Raw genomic sequence first — 17,813 nt, forward strand, 5'->3', positions numbered from 1 at the left:
ATTCATGCAACAGCCTTGAAATCCTGGGGCCGCTTCGCGGCCCATCGCCGGCAAGCGCGGCTCCCACAGGGGTCGGCGCAGGGCTTGGCGTCTCAGTTCAAATCGCGATCTTCCACAGGCGGGTTTCGTCGAACAGGTCGAAGGCTTCGTGTTCCAGGTCCAGCGGCGGCACCACCAGTTCGGCGCCGCTGCCGGGCAGGCGCGGCACCGCGCCGAGCAAGCGCTGGGTGTATTCGTGTGCCGGGTTATCGAACAACTGCTCGACCGGTGCCTGCTCCACCACCTGACCGTGGCGCATCACCAGCACGTCGTCGCTGACATGGCGGATCACCCCCAGGTCGTGGGAGATGAACAGGTAGGCCAGGCCCAGTTCGTCCTGCAGGTCGGCCAGCAGGTCGAGCACCTGGGCCTGCACCGACACGTCCAGGGCCGACACCGGCTCGTCGCAGATGATCACCTTGGGTTCGCTGGCGATCGCCCGGGCGATTGCCACCCGCTGGCGCTGGCCGCCCGATAGTTGCAACGGTCTGCGCTGGCCGAGTTCTGCCGGCAAGCGCACCTGGTTGAGCAGCACAGCGATACGTGCGGGCCTGGCTGGTGCCTCGATACCGGCCACCTGCAAGGCGTCATCAAGAATCTGCGCCACGCTCCAGCGCGGGTCGAACGAGCCCAGCGGGTCCTGGTAGATCACGCTGATCTCGCGACGCAATGGCCTGCGCACTGCCTCGCTCACGGCGTTGGCCGGGCGGTTCCAGGGCTGCCTGCGATAAAGCACTTCGCCCTCATCGGGCTGCAGCAGGCCGAGGGCGATGCGTGCCACCGTGGTCTTGCCCGAGCCGGATTCGCCGACAATGCCCAAGGTGCGCCCGGCACGCAGGGTGAAGTCGACGCCCTGCACCACCTGCCGCACCAGCCCGTCCGGGCCGAGGTAGCGCTTGCCCAGGCCACGGCCTTCAAGCAGCACGTCGCTGCGCGCGCGCGCCCGCGGCTCACTGCGCAGGCCAACCCGCTCGGGTGACAGCCGGCTACCGCGCGGGTGCTCGGCCGGTACTGCCGCCAGCAAGGCCTGGGTATAGGCGTGACGCGGCTGGCGCAGCACCTGCTGCATCGGCCCCTGCTCCACCACTTCGCCATGGCGCAGCACCACCACCTCATCGGCCAGCTGGGCGACCACTGCAAGGTCGTGGCTGATGATCAGCAGCGAGGCACCACGGGCCTTTATCTGCTGGAACACTTCGAGAATCTGCGCCTGCACGGTGGCGTCCAGCGCGGTGGTCGGCTCGTCGGCGATCACCAGCGCGGGGTCCAGGGCCAGGGCACTGGCGATCAGTGCACGCTGGCGCAGGCCACCGGACAACTGCCCGGGCCGCTGGCGGGCACGCAGCTGCACGTCAGGCACGCCTACCCGCTCGAGCAACTCATGCATACGCGCAGGGCGGGTGTGGCGGTCACCGTATCCGTGTGTCTGCAGCACTTCGAGAATTTCCTTGCCCACCGGCCGCAGCGGGTCAAGCGATACCAGCGCGTCCTGCAGCACGAAGCCGATATCCTTGCCACGCACGGCGCGCCACTGGCGCTCGCTGAGGTCGAGCAGGTCGTGGTCGCCGAAACTCAAGCGACGGGCACTCACCTGCGCTCGCCCTCCGGCCAGCCCCACCAGGCAGCGGGCACTGACGCTCTTGCCCGAGCCAGACTCGCCGACCAAGGCCAGGCAACGGCCAGGCGGCAAGGTGAAGGACAGATCACGAACCACGCTGGCGCCATCAAAGGCCACGTTCAGCCCTTCGACGATCAGGGTCTTGTCGCTCATGGCAGGCGCCCCTCCAGGCGTTGTTGGATATAGCGGCCAGTCACCGTCGTTGCCAGGGTGGTGAGGACGATGAACAGGCCAGGGAAGAAGGTGAGCCACCAGGCATTGGCGATGAAGTCACGCCCCATGGACAACATGGTCCCCCACTCCGGCGCCGGCGGCCGCGCGCCCAGGCCGAGGAAGCTCAGCGCCGAGGCCCAGACGATGGCCTGGCCAACGCCCATGGTCAGCGTCACCACCAATGGCCGCATGGCGTTGGGCAGCAACTGGCGCAGCACGATGCGCGAAGTCGGGTGCCCCAACGCCCGTGCCGCCTCGATGTAGCCGGCGTTGCGTACCGCCAGCACCTGACCACGGACCATGCGCGCATACCCCGGCGCACCGCCCAGCCCGGTGGCGACGATCAACGGGCCGACGCCGCTGCCGAACACCGCCACGAACAGCAGCGCCAGCACCAGGCTGGGGAAGGCGAACAGCACTTCCAGCAACCAGCCCACCGCACGGTCCACGCGTGCGCCGCCAAGGCCACCGAGCAGGCCGAGGGCGATGGCGATAACCATGGAAATGGCCGTAGCCGCGAGGCCGATCAGCAGGCTCTGGCGTGCGCCGTGAATAATCCGCGCGAAGATGTCGCGGCCTGACTGGTCGGTACCCAGCCAGTGCGCCCAGCTGGGCGGCTGGAAAGCCTCCCGCGGTACGATGGCCAATGGGTCGATGCGGGTGAACAGCCCCGGCGCCAACGCGGCCAGAAGCAATGCGAACAGGAACAGGATCGCCAGGCTTGCGCCCAGCGGCGGCAGTTTCAGTTGGCGCTGCCGACGCAATGGCGCGAGCACTTGGCCATGGGTCAGGTCTGTCATGCTGCAGCCTCCTGCTGCCGAGGGTCGATCCACTGGTACAGCAGGTCGACCAGAATGTTCGCCAGCACATAGCCGGCCGCCACTACCAGGCTGATGCCGATCACCAGCGGCAGGTCCTGGGCCTGCACCGCCTGGTACAGCTGTCGGCCCACCCCCTTGCGGGAAAAGATCACCTCGCATACCACCGCACCACTGATCAGCGCGCCGATGGCCCAGCCCGACAGCGACACACCTGGCAGCAAGGCATGGCGCAAGGCATGCCGAAAACGCACGGCCAGGTCGCTGAGGCCACGTGTGCGGGCCGTGAGGACGAAGGGTTGATCGAGGGTCAGTTCCAGCGACTCCCGGGTGACCTGGGCAATGAAACCTGCCAACGGAATCGCCAGGGAAAACGCCGGAAGTATCAGGCTGGCGAAGCTGTCGCTACCGGCCGGCGGGAACCAGCGAAGGCCGAAGGCGAATACTGCCAGCAGCACCACGCCAAGCCAGAAGTGCGGCAGCGCCGCGCTCAGGGTTTCGGCCAGCGAGGCGATGCCGCCGACCAGCCTGCCGCGCCCGGCAGTGACCACTGTCAGCAGCAGCACCAGCACCCAGGCCAGCAGCAGGGCGGCGATGGTCAGCTCCAAGGTTGCCCCGCCCTGCTCGGCCAGCACACGGGTGACCGGCAGGTGCTGCGAGTAGGAAACACCCAAGTCACCTTGCAGCAGGCGCCCGAGGTAGAACACGTACTGCACGGCCAACGGCTTGTCGAGGCCGTACTCCACGCGCGCGGCTTCAATCGCTTCTGGTGTCGGGTTGCCACTGGGGCCACCTAGAATCGCCAGCACCGGGTCACCCGGCATCAGCCGCAGTGCGAAGAAAGTCAGGGTCGCCACCGCCCACAGCACCAGCACGCCACCGGCCAGGCGAATGGCGGCGCGACGGCCCAGGGCTGCCAGGCGTTCGCGGCGCGGGTCGGTCACCGCGAGTGTCGTCGTAGTCATTTGTTCACCCATGCGTCATAGAGGTAGGTCACCGCCAGCGAAGGCTCCAGTCGCACGCCATGGGCGGTCTTGTAGATACCCAGGCGCGTGCTTTGTGGGTACGTGGTGAGTTGCAGGTACTGCGCGGCGGCCTGTTGCTGTGCCTGGAAGTAGCGCTGGCGCCGCAGGCCTGCGTCCTGGGTGGCCAGGGCACTGTCGAGCAGTGCGTCGTAGCCCGGGTCGGCGTAGCCGGAGGAGTTCTGGTGATAGCCGCCCACCCCGGCTGGCTGCACGAACGCGGTGGTGAAGATGATGCGCAGCACGTCAGGGGTGTTGGTGTTCCAGTAGCCGATGCGGATGTCATAGTCCCAGGCGGCCTGGCGGGCGGTGACCTGGGCATCGCTCATCTGGTCCAGCACCAGCTCCAGGCCAGCCTGCCGGGTAGTGGCCTGTACCTGCTCCCACAGGGTCAGTTCCGACGGCGGCGTGCGCGCACCGATCAGCACGACGGCGCGCAGCCGCTGGCCGTTCCTGGTGCGGTAGCCTTCGCTGTCGCGGTCGGTCCAGCCAGCCTCGTCGAGCAGCCTTGCGGCGCGGGCCGGGTCGTAGTCCTGGCTGCGCTCGAAGTCACCGCTGTAGAACGGCGTGGCCAAACTCAGCGGGCCACCGGCGCGAGGGAACTCGCCGAAGTACACACTCTTCAGTGCACCCTCGACATCAGCGCTGCGAACGAAGGCCTCGCGTACACGGATGTCATCGAATGGCGCACGGCGCAGGTTGAAGGTGCCATTGGTGGGGTTGCCCGGGCGCTGGGCGATGATCAGTTCCAGGTCCGGGTTGCGCCGTGCTGCTTCGTGCGACTCTGGCGGCAATGCTTCGATCACATCGACCTCACCGGCCTGCAGCGAGGCGAAGCGCACCGACGGCTCCTGGATGAACTTCCAGACGATGCGTTCCAGGTACGCCGGGCCTTGATGCCGTGCGGTAGGTGGCGCCCAGTTGTAGGCCGGGTTGCGCACCAGTTCCACCTGGTTCTGCCGGTCCCAGCGCACCACCTTGAACGGCCCGCTGCCGACCGGGCTTTCGCAGTTCTGGTCACGGCTGCGTAGCAATGCGGTGGGCGACTGGATGCCGAGAAAGCCCTGGGCCAACACTTCGAGGAAAGCCGCATAGGGCGTCGCCAGAGTAACTTCGGCCGTGTAGGCGTCGAGCACCTTGGTGCCGCGGTACTGACGGATGTAGCCACCGGCGGTACTGGATTGGGTCTTGGGGTTTGCCATGTGGTCGAGGTTGGCCTTGACCGCTTCGGCATTGAACGGCGTGCCGTCGGTGAATTGCACGTCGCGGCGCAGGTGGAAGGTGTAGCGCAGGCCATCTGGCGAAACCTCCCAGCTCGTCGCCAGCCAGGGGCCGATCTGGCCGTTGCTGTCCATCGACACCAACGAATCGAGGTACTGCTGGGCAATGAAAACCTGCGGCATGTCGCCAGCTACATGGGGGTCCAGGCAGGTGGGCTCGCGGTCGGTGGCATAGACCAGGGTGCCGCCCTGCTGTGGCGTGGTGCTTTGCGCGGCGTGCTGTTCGGTTTTTTCGCAGCCGAGCAAGGCCAGTGCGGTGCAGAGCGGGATCAGGGGGAGGATGGGTGTGTTCAAGGGCGCTCCTGCGGGGACTGGGCTTCGATAGGCCTGTTGCAGGAGTTGTGCCGGGTTCAAGGGATTGATTTTGCTGGAGTTTGCCGAGGGTGAGGTGCTGTTGCCGGGGCAAAGTGTCCGCGGGGTGTTGGTGGGGCGACAGTGAACTTTGTTTTGTTTGTGATCATTAAGATTTCTCGATTGGCTGTTCCTGCCACTTCGCGGGCCAGCCCGCCCCCACAGCCTTGAAGCCTGTAGTGATCCTGCAGGAGCGGCTAAAGCCGCTCCCACAGTGTCCCTGCTCATTTAACGAGTTATGTGCAGTTCAACAAAAGCGGCCTTGCCCGCGTCAGGGCTGGCACAGGTTTACACGGCAATCCGAGCAAACCAGCTTGGCCGCGCCGCCGGAAGATGAGGCACGGCGTCGAGCAAGGCGCGGGTATAGGCCTGACGCGGCTGGCCGAGCACCTGGGCTGCCGCCCCTTGCTCCACCACCCTTCCCCCTTGCATCACCAATACCTGGTCGCTGACCTGCTCCACCACCCCAAGGTCGTGGGAGATGAACAGGCAAGCCAGGTTCAACTCCGCCTTGAGCTCGGCCAGCAATGCCAGGATTCGCGCCTGCACCGATACATCCAGCGCCGAAACCGGTTCGTCCAGCACCAGCACCCTGGGCTTCATGGCCAGCGCCCGGGCAATCGCGATGCGCTGCCGCTGCCCGCCCGACAACTCCAGCGGGCGGCGGTCGAGCAACCCCACCGGCAACTGCACACGCTCCAGCAGAGCCGCCGCCTCGGTGCGCTGCAACGCACGCGGTACACCCGCATGCGCCAGCGCCTCGGCCAATACCCGCAGCACGGTATAGCGTGGGTCGAACGAAGCCTGCGGGTCCTGGAACACCACCTGGATTCCCTGCCGTGCCTGGCGCTGCTGCGCAGCAGACAACGCAAGCCAATCCTGCCCGGCCAGTTGCAGGCTGCCTTGCTCCGGCCGCTCCAGCCCCAGCAGGATGCGCCCCAGCGTGCTCTTGCCGGAACCGGACTCGCCCACCACACCAAGGGTTTGCCCGGCGCGCAATTGCAGCGACACACCGTCCAGCACCTGACGCAGCCGACCGTCCGGCCCGACAAAGGCCTTGCTCAGGCCACGCGCCTCCAGCACCACGGGTTGCTCGTCCACGCCATCCTCCACCAGCGCCAGGGCCGGCGCCGCCGGACGTTTGAAATGTACCGCCCGAGCCGCGCTCAGCAGGCGCTGGGTGTAGGGGTCCTGCGGGTCCTGCAGGACCTGTTCGACACTGCCCTGCTCCACCACCACCCCATGGCGCATAACCGCCACCCAGTCGGCCAGGCGCGCGACCACGGCCAGGTCATGGCTGACCATCAACAGGCTGTTGTCGCGCTCGCGCAGGTGCTCAAGCAGGTCGAGAATCTGCGCCTGCACCGTGGCGTCCAGCGCGGTGGTGGGTTCGTCAGCGATCAACAGCCGTGGCTGACAGGCGATGGCCGAGGCGATCAGGGCGCGCTGCCTGAGGCCTCCGGAGAGCTGCCACGGGTATTGCCGGGCACGGACTTCGGGCTCAGGCACCCCGACCTGGCGCAATAGCTCAAGTACCCGCAGACGGCGCTGCTCCGCGGCCAGGTTGGTGTGCAACAGCAATGGCTCTTCGATCTCTGCCCCCACGCGACGCAGCGGGTCGAGCGAACCCAGCGCATCTTGCATGACAAAGCCGATGTGCTCGCCCCGCAAGCGCTGCCACGCGCGCTCATCGAACTGGCGCAGGTCCTGCCCGGCAAAGGCCAGGCGCTGCGCCTGCACATGGGCACCGGTCCCGGTCAGGCCGACCAAGGTACGCGCCGTGACACTCTTGCCCGAGCCCGATTCGCCCACCAGTGCCAGGCACTGGCCTGCGCGCAACTGCAGGTCGACACCGTGCACCACTGGCACACCATTGAAGCTCACATGCAGGCCGCGGATGTCCACCAGTGGTGCCTGGTTCTTCTCGAAAATGCTCATGCGCGTCTGCCCTCGCTACGGCGCAGCCAGTCTCGGCCGATGACGGTGATGGAAATGACGGTCAGGGTGATCGCCAGCGCAGGCCAGGCCATCAGCCAGGGCGCGTTGGCCATGAAGTTGCGCGCCACTGCCATCATCGCGCCCCACTCTGGCGCGGGAGGTGGTGCACCGAAGCCGAGGAAGCTCAGTGCGGCAGCAGCGGTGATGGCGCCACCCAGGCCGATGCAGGCCAGGATCAGCACGGGTTGGGCTGCGTTGGGCAGCACATGCCAGCACACCACTGCCAGGGGCCTGCGGCCCAGCGTGACCGCTGCTTCGACGAAGCTGGCACGCCGGATGGTCAGGGTCTGGGCGCGTACCAGGCGCGCATAGCGCGGCACCGAGGCGATGCCGACGGCAAAGATCAAGTTGCTGGTGCCTTGGCCGAACAGGGTGATGATGACCAGCGCCAGTAGCAGGTCCGGGAAGGCCAGCAGCACATCGACGGCGCGCATCAGCAGGTTGTCCAGCCAGGCTGGAGCCAGGCCGGCGAGCAAGCCGAGCAGCGTGCCCAGGCCGAGCCCGACCAGGGTGGCGGCCAGGCCGATGAAGAGCGATGGGCGGGCGCCATGGATCAGGCGGCTGAGGACGTCGCGGCCGTTCTCGTCAGTGCCCAGCCAAAAGCCGGGGCTTGGCGGGTAGTACGCCAGACGGGCGTCGGCGGCCAACGGGTCGGTTGGCGAGAGCCAGTTGGGGAAGGTTACTGCCAGCAGTATCAGGCCCAATGTGATCCAGGCCAGCGCCAGGCCAGGGCGAACCTGCCACCCGCTGATCACTGTGTTTGGTATGGATACGATCGCGTTCATGTCTGTCCTTCTTGTGTCGCCTGTACTGGCCTTTTCGCGGGTAAACCCGCTCCCACAGGATCACCGCAAAGGCTGAATCCGTGCGGTCCTTGTGGGAGCGGCTTCAGCCGCGAACAAGGGCGAAGCCCTTGCCATGTGGGCTACGGCGCCGGGTTGGGAATACGGCGGTGCACGGCCTGGATCTCGGCCAGTACTTCGTCGCTCAGTTGCACATCCAGCGCACTCAGGTTTTCCTGCAGCTGCAGCAAGTTGGTCTGCCCGGTAATTGCACTGGCCACGAACGGCTGGCGTATGACGAAAGCCAGGGCCAGTTGCGCCGGTGTCAGCCCATGCTCCCGCGCAATCCGCACGTAGCTGGCAATCGCGTTGTTGGCCTCCTCGCTGCCGTAGCGATTGAACGTGCGATACACCGACGACAATCGCGACCCCTCCGGCCGCGCCCCGTTCAGGTACTTGCCGGTCAACGCTCCGAACGCCAGCGGCGAATAGGCCAGCAGGCTCACCCCTTCACGATGGCTGAACTCCGACAGGCCGTTTTCATACAAGCGATTGAGCAGGCTGTACGGGTTCTGGATGCTGGCAATCCGCGCCAGGCCCTTGTCCTCGCTGTGCCGCAGAAACTGCGCCACGCCCCACGGTGTTTCGTTGGAGACACCGATATTGCGCACCTTGCCGGCCTTGACCTGTTCGTCCAGTACCGCAAGGGTTTCTTCGATGGCTGCCGTCTGCGGATGGTCGTCGACGTAGGGGTATTCACGGATGCCGAAGAAGTTGCTGGTGCGGTCGGGCCAGTGCAGTTGGTAGAGGTCCAGGTAGTCGGTTTGCAGGCGGCGCAGGCTGCCCTCCAGGGCCGCGACGATGTTCTTGCGGTCGTGGTGCGACAAGCCATCGCGAATGTGCACCTGGCCACCGGGGTCGCGGGCCGGGCCGGCGATCTTGCTGGCCAGCAGGACCTTGTCGCGGTTGCCGCGGGCCGCCAGCCAGGTGCCGATGTAGCGCTCGGTGGTGGTCCAGGTTTCAGCGCGGGTAGGTGTGGGGTACATCTCGGCGGTGTCGATGAAGTTGATGCCTGCAGCAAGGGCAGCGTCCAGTTGCTGGTGAGCATCCTGTTCGCTGTTCTGGTGCCCCCAGGTCATGGTGCCGAGGCTGAGCAGGCTGACTTGCAGGTTGGTGTGGCCGAGTGGGCGGTAGCGCATGGTATCGAGTCCTTGGATGATGCGTTGATGTCTGGGCGGCAGCCCTCAGACAGCCCGTGCGGTCTCGCGTCGGGCTTGTGCAAACTGGTTCACTGCTTTGGGCAACCCCAGGTGCTCACGCAGGGTGGTGCCGGTGTATTCGGTGCGGAACAACCCACGCTTCTGCAGCAGCGGTACCACCTCTTCGACGAACACCCGAGCACCCGACGGGAACATGTCGGGCATGATGTTGAAACCATCCCCCGCCCCTGCCAGGAACCACTCGGCCAAGGTATCGGCAACCTGTTCCGGGGTACCGACGGCCAACCGGTGCCCGACCAGAATCCGCCGGGACAGCTGGCGAATGGTCAGGTTCTCGCTGCGCGCCAGGTTCAACTGGGCCTCCAGAAAACCATGCGACCCGCGCTCGAAATCTGCCACCGCGCCAATCCGTGCCCAGGGCAATGGCGCATCCGGATCCAGCTCGCTGGCATCGATGCCGATACGCCCCGCGACCTGCTGCAACAGGCCGTGCTCTCCATGCCAGGCATTGAGCTCATCGAAACGTGCATGGGCCTCGGCCTCGGTGCTGCCAATCACGGTCGACAGCCCGGGCATGATCTTCAGGTGCTGCGGGTCACGCCCCCAGGCTTTGGCCCGTGCCTTCATCTCCCGATAGAACGCCTGCCCGTCGGCCAGGGTGGTCTGGGTGGTGAAGATCGCATCGGCATAGCGCGAACCCAGTGCCTTGCCACCTTCGGAAGAGCCGGCCTGCACCAGTACCGGCCTGCCCTGCGGCGAACGCGGCAGGTTCAGCGGCCCCTTGACCTGAAAGTGCTTGCCCTTGAAATCCAGGGTGTGGACCTTGCCCGGGTCGGCAAAACGGCCGGCGCTGCGGTCACCGATGATCGCGTCATCCTCCCAGCTGTCCCAAAGCTTCAGGGTCACGTCGACGAACTCCTCGGCCCGCCCGTAGCGGTCCACATGCAATGGCGCACCAGCCAGGCCGAAGTTCTGTGCTGCCGCGTCACCGGCATTGGTCACCACATTCCAGGCTGCGCGACCGCCGCTGATGTGGTCCAGCGAGGCAATTCGCCGGGCCAGGTTGAAAGGTTCGTTGTAAGTGCTGGAGCAGGTCGCGATCACGCCGATGCGCTCGGTGGCGGCCGCCACTGCGGTAAGCAGCACGGTCGGCTCCAGGCGCCCGCCTGGCTGGGCGGACACATCCGGCGGCAACGCCGGGCCATCGGCAAGGAAGATCGCATCCAGGCAACCGCGCTCGGAAATACGCGCGATATCGCGGTAATAGTTGACGTCGATATAGGCGTCGATTGCCGCCTCACCCTGGCGCCAGGCGCCGGAATGCGAGCCGAAGCCGAGGATGTTCATGCCCAGGCTCATCTGTTTCGTGGTCATGCCGGTTCTCCTGATCAGACTGCACTGGCTTCGTCGCCGCTGCCCTGCCCTTCGCTGGCACTGGCATGAAGGGCACGCCAGGCCTGGGCCGGGCTGATGCCATTGAGGTAGTAGTTGCCCAACGCCTGCTCGCGGTAGATCGCCGGGTTGTGCGAAGCCAGCGTGCGTGCATTGCGCCAGTGGCGGTCGAGGCGCCGGGCATTGCTGGTAGCCGATGCGCCGCCGACTTCGAACAGCAAGGTGCTTGCTTCCAGCACTTGCGGCAGGACGATCTGCTGCGCCTGGAAGGCATGGATCTCGGCGTCGGTGTAAAGCTGCTCGGCTACCTCCCCTTGCTGGCCGGCTTCGTACACTGCCTGCAGGCTCTTGCCCACGGCGGTGACTTGCGCATTGGCGGCGAAGGCCAGGCTCGACAGGCGACCGATCACCGCCTGCACTCGCGGATCTGCAGCCGGCTGTGACTGCCCCGGCACACCGAAGGCACGGGTGCGGCCCTGGACGAACGCTACCGCATCGGCCAGTACCGCCTGGCCGATACCCGCCAGGGTGGCCAGATGCACCGCCTGGTAGAACGCGGTGAGGTACGACTCGACACGCAATTCGCCCTTGGCGAAACGGCGCAGCAAATGCTGCGGCTGCACCCTGACCCGGGTGAAACGGGTGGTGCCACTGCCAGTCAGCCGCTGGCCGAAGCCGTCCCAGTCGTCGACCCGCTCCACGCCCGGCGCACCGGTCGGTACCACGAGGCTGACAAAGTCGTCGCCATGGTTGGCCACTGCCGCCACCCAATCGGCGTACAACGTGCCGGTGCAGTAGTACTTTTCGCCGTCCAGGCGGTAACCACCTTCGTCTTCGCGCAACTGCACGGTATTGCCGGTACTGTCGGTGCGCTCGGCCATGGCCGCGCCCCACAGTTCACCGGCAACCACGCGGGCGAACCAGTAGTCCTGGGAGGCAGCATCGCCTGACGACAGCCGCCCTTCGACGAAACCGAAGTGGGCACGGAAGATCTGCGGCAGGTTGGAGTCGGCTTGCCCCAGACGCACCAGCTGGCGCAGCAACTGTGGCAAGGTTGCGCCTGAGCCGCCGTGGCTGCGTGGCACGCGCAGGGCGCCGAAGCGGGCCTTGCGCAACCAGGCCACTGGCTCATGGGCCAGGGTGCGCTGCTGCTCGCGGGCTACCGCGCCTTCGGCAATACGCGCGTAGATCGGCGCAAAACGCGCATCCAGTTCGGCATCGGTAATCGTGGTTTGGCTCATGATGGTTCCTTTCTCGTGAATTCAGACGCGTGCGGTACGCGGGTCGATGGCCTGGGTCGCCAGGTCCACCAGCAGGTTGACCAGTACGTAGATCGCTGCCGCCAGCAGGGTTACGCCAAGCACCAGGGGCACGTCCTTGCTGGCGGTAGCGTCGAGCATCAAACGGCCAATGCCTTGGCGGCCGAACAGCAGTTCCAGCACCACGGCGCCGCCGAGCAGGCTGGCGAACACGTAGCCGGCCAGGGTCACCAGCGGCACCAGGGCATGGCGCAGGGCGTGGCGCAGGCGTACAGCGATATCCCCCATGCCACGTGCGCGGGCCTGGGTGATGAAGGGTTGTTCCAGCACCTGCTCCAGCGACTGGCGCAACACCTGGGCAAGCACCGCTGCGATCGGCAGCGCCAGGGCCAGGCTCGGGAGCACCAGCGAGCGCCAACCGCTGGACCCGGACGGCGGTAGCCAATGGAAATGGAACGCGAAGGCCAGCAGCAGCACCGTGCCGATCACGAAGTTGGGGGCCGAAGACAACAGCAGCTCGATGCCCGACACCACCGCCCGCAAACGCCGCCCGCGGTTGGCGGTGAGCAGCGCCGAAGCCACCGCCAGCAGCACCGCCAGCACCGCTGCGCTGCTGGCCAGCGCCAGGGTCGCGGCAGCCTGCTCGCCGATCGCCTGGCCGACCGGTATGCGCAACCGGTACGACTCGCCCAGGTCACCCTTGGCCAGGCGCGCCAGGTAGTGGCCGTATTGCACCCACAGCGGTTGATCGAGGCCGTACTCGGCGCGCACCTGCGCCAGCAGCGCTTCGCTCGGCATGGCATCCGGGCCGCCGAGGATCGCCAGGGCAGTGTCGCCACCGCTGTGCTGCATGCCGAGGAAGGTCAGGCTGGCCGCCGCCCATAGCACGATCACACCGTCACGCAGGCGGCGCAGCAGGATCGCCAGCAGTTTCATGGTTGCTCCTTTGCCAGCCACACGCTGGTGAACAGGGGAACGTTATGCGAACCATCGAACAGCACGCCGCCGACCGTGTTGCGGTAGGCCAGCAGCATCTGGCTTTCTACCGAGGGCACAGCCGGCACGGTCTCGCCCAGGCGTTGCTGGGCCTGGCGATACAGCTCGCGGCGTTGCGTCGGGTCGGTGCTGCGCCGGGCGGCAGCGAGCAACTGGTCGAGGGTGGCATCACGGAAGTGGCCGACGTTCTGGCCGATCATTCGTGTGCTGGGGATCGATTGGCTGTGATAGAGGATGTACAGGCCATCGGCCGTGTTGGTGTGCCAGTAGCCGCCGCCGATGGCGTCGAAGTTGCCGAGGTAACGCAGCTCCATGACCTTGCTGAGCGGCAGCAGCTCGATGCGCAGGTCGAAGCCGACCTTGCGCAGGTCTGCCTGGGCAGCCACCGGGACATTGGCCGGAAACGCCGGGTTGTCATAGGTCAGCAAGGTCGCCCCGAGGCGCCGACCATCACGGCTGCGATAGCCTTCGCCGTCACGCCCGGTCCAGCCGGCGGCGTCGAGCAAGCGCCCTGCTTCGACCGGGTCGAAGGCCAGGGCCTCGCGGGCCACCGGGTCATAATCGGGGGTATTCACGGCGAGGAAATCCCCCTTGGCCAGGTACTCGCCGAAGCCGGAGATCCACGCCAGGCCATCACGGTCGATGGCCTTGGCAACGGCCTGGCGCACCCGCACGTCATCGAACGGCGCGCGGTCGACATTGAAGGTGATGCTGCGCGACGGGTTGCCCTTGCGAATGCGGTTGCGCAGGGTCAGCTGCGGGTTGGCACGGATCGCCGCGGCATTCTGCGCCGGTGCGTCCAGGGCCATGTCGTTGTCGGCAGCTTCCAGCGAGGTGTAGCGGATCATCGCTTCGGGCACGTAGCTCAGTTCGATGCCGTCCAGATAGGCCTCACCCTGGTGGTTGATCGCCGGCGGTGCCCAGTCGTACCCCGGGCGGCGGCCAAAGCTGGCACGCTGATCGCGCACCCAGCCGGTCAGCACGAAAGGCCCGGTGCCGATGGGCTGGCTGGCGATGGTCTTCGGCGCCTCGAGGATCTGCCGTGGCGAGATCATCCCCAGCCAGGCCTGCGACAGCACATCGAGAAACGGCGCATAGGGCGCACGCAGGGTCGCCTCGAATGTGTACTCGTCCACCACCCGCCCCTGCAGGTACGGCGCGATATAGGCGGCGGCCAGTGGCGACTTGGTCGCGGGGTCACGCATGTGTTCGAGGTTGACCCGCACCGCCTCGGCGTTGAAGCGCTCGCCATCGCTGAAAGTGACGTCGTCACGCAGGTGGAAGGTGTAGGTCAGGCCGTCGGCGCTGATGTCCCAGCTTTTTGCCAGCCACGGCGTGAGGGTGCCGTCCTCGGCCTGGTACACCAGGCAGTCGAACAGGATGCGGCCCATCCACTGCATGTTGCCGTTGGACAGCGCGTGTATATCGAAGCTGCCAGCGTCGCTCGCCGCCGACACGCGCAGGGTGCCACCGCGCTTGCCGGGCTGCTGCTCGACGAAGTCGCTGGCTGGGTAGCGCATCACACCGTTCACTTCGCTGAGCGCTTCACCCTTTAGCAGCGCCTGGCTTTGCGCGGACGTGGGGGGTGAGCAGGCGGCAACTAACAGCGCACTGGCCACCAGGCATGTATTGAATAATCGGGAACTCGGCTGCACAACGGGCCCTTTATATAGACGGCTACATAAAGGGCTATTGCAGTTGTCGTGCCAGCGCTAACACTGCGCATTCATTGAGGTCAGTTAAAACCGCCTGACGCATTAAGCATACAAACTGTTCCATCCCTGTTGCGCTGACAACATCCAACCCTGGGGGAGCGGCTTTGGTCGCGAAGAATCCAACGCGTTGCATGGCACCGGCTGCGCCGGTGTTCGCGGCTAAAGCCGCTCCCAAAGGTTGCGCCATGGCATTCGGATATTTGGATATAACCTGCACTGTTCCACAAACAACATGGGTGCAACAAAATTTGCTGTTTTATTCAGCACTTCACACTAAAACTTTGCCCATATCCCCAAACTTCCGGCCTTTCGCCAACTGGCACAGAAACTGCTCTCACCCATTCTGACAGGCCTGACTATTCCCATAGAACGCCGAGGACCTACGATGACTTGCAAGGAATTCAACAATGCGTGCGATTCAACCCCATCCACTGCGCCTGGCCATCCGCCACGCCGCCCTGGCCACCGCGGCCACGGCCCTGCTGGCCCCGGTCACGGTACTGGCCGCTGAGCAAACCCTGGGCACGGTGACCGTGCAGGCCGCCAAGCAATCCGAAGTGCAACAGGCCGCCAGCGCCCTGGCCGAGGTGCCCGGCGGCACCAGCGTGGTCGACAGCGAAGAGGTCGCCAAAGGCCGCACTGCCACACTGCAGGACACCCTCGGCTACCAGCCCGGGGTATTCGTGCAGTCCACCGGCGGCAACGACGCGGCGAAGATCTCGATCCGCGGCTCCGGTGCCAATACCTCGCCCGGCTATTTCCGTGAAGGCATCAAGTTCCTGTTCGACGGCCTGCCGCTGACCGGCCCTGGCGGCACACCCTACGAATTCCTCAACGCCAGCGGCGTGAACTACACCGAGATCCTGCGCGGCGCCAACGCCTTCCAGTATGGCGCGCTGACCCTCGGCGGCGCGGTCAACTTCGTCAACCACAGCGGCTACAGTGCCCCCGGCCTGCGCGTGCGCGCCGAAGCCGGCAGCTACCACTACCAGAAGCAGAGCATCAGCTACGGTGGGGTCGAGGGCGACCTGGACTACTACCTGCAGGCCGACAACTACCGCAACGAAGGTTTTCGCGACTACAGCCTGTCGAAGAGCTCGGGCATCGTCGCCAATGCCGGCTACCGCTTCAGTCTCAAGCTGGAAACCCGCCTGCTGCTGCGCTACCGCGACGAAACCCACAACGACCCCAGCGCCACCACCCTCGACGCCGCACTGCACCACCCGCGCCGCGCCAGCGCCACCGCCGAAAGCAGCGGTGCCGGTGCGCGCCGCCCGGGCAGCATCTGGGTGGGCAGCAAGACCACTTATACCTTTGACGACGATGCACGGCTGACCTTCGGCCTGTCGTATCACGACTATCGTCATACCAACAGCCCGCGCAGCCCGAGCAATCCCAGTTACTGGGACTGGCACGACCTCGGCCTGCTGCTGGGCTACGACCGGGTCGACTACCTGTTCGGCCACGAAAGCCGCAGCAGCATCGCCTTCACCTCCACCCAGCACCTGCGAGGCGGGGTGAACTCGGCCAACGACGACAAGGTGTCGCTCAAGCAGGTCAACTACAAGGATTCGTTCGACCGGGTGATCGCCCTGGGCAACGATATCAACCTGGTCGACAACCTCTGGCTCACCAGCGGCGTGTCGTTCATCAACGTGCGGCGCAAGATCAACATCGACCACGCGGTGAACCCCAACACCACCAACTTCCCGCAGCACGTGGACTACGACAACTGGAGCGTCGCCCCGCGCATCGGCCTGCGCTACGAGTTCAGCCCGAACCTGCAGGTATTCACCAACTTCAGCCGCAGCATCGACCCGCCTGCTTCCTGGGAATACTCTGGCTCCGGGCCGACCCTGCCTTACATCCGCCCATTGGTGGAGCAGAAGGCCAACACCTTCGAGGTCGGAATCAAGGGCTCGCACGGCATCTTCGATGGCAGCCTGGCACTGTACCGCTCGTGGATCCACGACGAGTTGCTGAATGTGCAGATCATCCCCGCCACGTCATCGTCGGCAGCGGTCACCGGCGCCTTCAACGCCTCACCGACCATCCACCAGGGTGTCGAGGCCGGCCTGAACACCCGACTCTGGGAAAACTCTCAGGGCGACCTGGTACGCTGGCGCCAGGTGTACACCTACAACGACTTCTACTACCGGCATGACGACACCTTCGGCGACAACCAGTTGCCGGGCGTGCCCAAGCACATCTACCAGGGCGAGCTGCAGTATCAGGACCACAGCGGCTGGTACACCGGCGTCAACGTGCAGTCGGCCTCGCGCACGGCAGTGGACTATGCCAATACCCTGTATGCGCCGTCGTACACCATCTGGGGGGCAAACCTGGGGTATGAGGCGCCGAAGGGCAACTGGAAGGTGTCGCTGGACCTGAAGAACCTGGCGAACAAGGCGTACGTGACGGCGGTGACGCCGGTGTACAACGCGCGCGGGCAGGATACTGCGTCGTTCTGGCCAGGGGATGGGATTGGCGCTTACGTGGGGGTCGAGTTCAGGTACTGACCATGCAGCAATGTGTTTGACGGCACGTCCATTACGCTTCCGAAATAGAGCGCCGCCCCACGGCGCTCGGTTTCAAGGAGCGCTGTTCGCACTGAAAGGCCTCACAGGGCAAGTGGAAAGGTTTCAGCACTGACCTGAATCAATCAAACACCATGGGCGGTGTTGTAAACAGCACACCAAACATATGGGAATGCAGTTTGATGAGCGAGTCCAACCAGGCAACCAGAATTATCTGCAACAATCTTGAACTGGCCGATCAACTGCGCCAGCTGTTGGCGCCTATAGCACCCGATTGTGAGGTGCTGAGTACACCTGGCAATTGCAGCGCCGTCCCGCTTTGCCGCTGGCTCGGCGAAGTTCAGTTGGGCTCGGCCGGGCAGGTACAGGCTGCTTTGCTGGATGCCACCGAGGTGCTCGAACAGACCCGACACGCCTTCAAATCCCGCGAACTGGGGCTACTGCGGCGACGCTTGGTTGCATTGCTGGATAAATTGTCGGAAGATCGCCAATGATGTGAATGTGCTATCACCAGGTTCCGCCCTGCGGGAACCGGCTTTGCCGAGCAGGATAATAGGCCTGAAAGACGAAGCG

The 17,813-nt window shown here is 65.5% G+C and carries 13 protein-coding genes; 2 read left to right on the plus strand and 11 right to left on the minus strand.

What is annotated here, in order from left to right; all coding sequences use genetic code 11:
- Positions 1–97: 97 nt before the first annotated feature.
- The 11 genes from ACK1U9_RS13770 to ACK1U9_RS13820 all read right to left on the minus strand — a co-directional run bounded on the left by ACK1U9_RS13770 (position 98) and on the right by ACK1U9_RS13820 (position 14,508).
- Positions 98–1,810 (minus strand): dipeptide ABC transporter ATP-binding protein, encoded by a 1,713-nt coding sequence (locus ACK1U9_RS13770; RefSeq protein ID WP_108480828.1) that lies wholly within the window; start codon positions 1,808–1,810, stop codon positions 98–100.
- Positions 1,807–2,670 carry an ABC transporter permease gene (locus tag ACK1U9_RS13775; RefSeq protein WP_108480827.1) on the minus strand — a complete coding sequence of 288 codons (864 nt, stop codon included), beginning with the start codon at positions 2,668–2,670 and terminating at the stop codon, positions 1,807–1,809. The genes ACK1U9_RS13770 and ACK1U9_RS13775 overlap by 4 nt, the downstream gene beginning before the upstream one ends.
- Positions 2,667–3,653 carry an ABC transporter permease gene (locus ACK1U9_RS13780; RefSeq protein ID WP_085705671.1) on the minus strand — a complete coding sequence of 329 codons (987 nt, stop codon included), beginning with the start codon at positions 3,651–3,653 and terminating at the stop codon, positions 2,667–2,669. Before ACK1U9_RS13780 ends, ACK1U9_RS13775 begins: the two co-directional genes overlap by 4 nt.
- Positions 3,650–5,242 carry an ABC transporter substrate-binding protein gene (locus ACK1U9_RS13785; protein ID WP_230385066.1) on the minus strand — a complete coding sequence of 531 codons (1,593 nt, stop codon included), beginning with the start codon at positions 5,240–5,242 and terminating at the stop codon, positions 3,650–3,652. Before ACK1U9_RS13785 ends, ACK1U9_RS13780 begins: the two co-directional genes overlap by 4 nt.
- A 387-nt stretch (positions 5,243–5,629) precedes the next feature.
- Entirely contained in the window at positions 5,630–7,279 is a 1,650-nt protein-coding gene (locus ACK1U9_RS13790; protein WP_135003121.1) for a dipeptide ABC transporter ATP-binding protein, read from the minus strand.
- Positions 7,276–8,124, minus strand: coding sequence for an ABC transporter permease (locus ACK1U9_RS13795; RefSeq protein ID WP_153671503.1), 849 nt, complete (start codon positions 8,122–8,124; stop codon positions 7,276–7,278). The genes ACK1U9_RS13790 and ACK1U9_RS13795 overlap by 4 nt, the downstream gene beginning before the upstream one ends.
- A gap of 140 nt (positions 8,125–8,264) precedes the next feature.
- A complete protein-coding gene (locus tag ACK1U9_RS13800) occupies positions 8,265–9,320 on the minus strand; it encodes an NADP(H)-dependent aldo-keto reductase (RefSeq protein WP_085599472.1) in 1,056 nt (351 codons plus the stop codon).
- A 45-nt stretch (positions 9,321–9,365) separates the two neighbouring features.
- The gene (locus tag ACK1U9_RS13805) at positions 9,366–10,715 is read right to left on the minus strand and encodes an LLM class flavin-dependent oxidoreductase (RefSeq protein ID WP_153671502.1); all 1,350 of its coding nucleotides are present in this window, start codon (positions 10,713–10,715) and stop codon (positions 9,366–9,368) included.
- 14 nt (positions 10,716–10,729) lie between these two features.
- Positions 10,730–11,974 carry an acyl-CoA dehydrogenase family protein gene (locus ACK1U9_RS13810; protein ID WP_449109950.1) on the minus strand — a complete coding sequence of 415 codons (1,245 nt, stop codon included), beginning with the start codon at positions 11,972–11,974 and terminating at the stop codon, positions 10,730–10,732.
- A 21-nt stretch (positions 11,975–11,995) separates the two neighbouring features.
- Positions 11,996–12,928, minus strand: coding sequence for an ABC transporter permease (locus ACK1U9_RS13815; protein ID WP_108480822.1), 933 nt, complete (start codon positions 12,926–12,928; stop codon positions 11,996–11,998).
- Entirely contained in the window at positions 12,925–14,508 is a 1,584-nt protein-coding gene (locus tag ACK1U9_RS13820) for an ABC transporter substrate-binding protein (protein WP_143516059.1), read from the minus strand. The genes ACK1U9_RS13815 and ACK1U9_RS13820 overlap by 4 nt, the downstream gene beginning before the upstream one ends.
- A gap of 602 nt (positions 14,509–15,110) precedes the next feature.
- Here ACK1U9_RS13820 and ACK1U9_RS13825 point away from each other — a divergent pair.
- Positions 15,111–17,222 (plus strand): TonB-dependent receptor domain-containing protein, encoded by a 2,112-nt coding sequence (locus ACK1U9_RS13825; RefSeq protein ID WP_153671500.1) that lies wholly within the window; start codon positions 15,111–15,113, stop codon positions 17,220–17,222.
- Positions 17,223–17,422: 200 nt separating this feature from the next.
- A complete protein-coding gene (locus ACK1U9_RS13830; protein ID WP_449109951.1) occupies positions 17,423–17,734 on the plus strand; it encodes a hypothetical protein in 312 nt (103 codons plus the stop codon).
- Positions 17,735–17,813 lie beyond the last annotated feature (79 nt).

The sequence above is a fragment of the Pseudomonas sp. XP1 genome (assembly GCF_053557675.1).

Coding starts and splice junctions, on each gene's coding strand:
- ACK1U9_RS13770 (WP_108480828.1), bottom strand. CDS start 1,810: ATGAGCGACAAGACCCTGATCGTCGAAGGGCTGAACGTGGCCTTTGAT.
- ACK1U9_RS13775 (WP_108480827.1), bottom strand. CDS start 2,670: ATGACAGACCTGACCCATGGCCAAGTGCTCGCGCCATTGCGTCGGCAG.
- ACK1U9_RS13780 (WP_085705671.1), bottom strand. CDS start 3,653: ATGACTACGACGACACTCGCGGTGACCGACCCGCGCCGCGAACGCCTG.
- ACK1U9_RS13790 (WP_135003121.1), bottom strand. CDS start 7,279: ATGAGCATTTTCGAGAAGAACCAGGCACCACTGGTGGACATCCGCGGC.
- ACK1U9_RS13795 (WP_153671503.1), bottom strand. CDS start 8,124: ATGAACGCGATCGTATCCATACCAAACACAGTGATCAGCGGGTGGCAG.
- ACK1U9_RS13800 (WP_085599472.1), bottom strand. CDS start 9,320: ATGCGCTACCGCCCACTCGGCCACACCAACCTGCAAGTCAGCCTGCTC.
- ACK1U9_RS13805 (WP_153671502.1), bottom strand. CDS start 10,715: ATGACCACGAAACAGATGAGCCTGGGCATGAACATCCTCGGCTTCGGC.
- ACK1U9_RS13810 (WP_449109950.1), bottom strand. CDS start 11,974: ATGAGCCAAACCACGATTACCGATGCCGAACTGGATGCGCGTTTTGCG.
- ACK1U9_RS13815 (WP_108480822.1), bottom strand. CDS start 12,928: ATGAAACTGCTGGCGATCCTGCTGCGCCGCCTGCGTGACGGTGTGATC.
- ACK1U9_RS13820 (WP_143516059.1), bottom strand. CDS start 14,508: ATGCGCTACCCAGCCAGCGACTTCGTCGAGCAGCAGCCCGGCAAGCGC.
- ACK1U9_RS13825 (WP_153671500.1), top strand. CDS start 15,111: ATGCGTGCGATTCAACCCCATCCACTGCGCCTGGCCATCCGCCACGCC.
- ACK1U9_RS13830 (WP_449109951.1), top strand. CDS start 17,423: ATGAGCGAGTCCAACCAGGCAACCAGAATTATCTGCAACAATCTTGAA.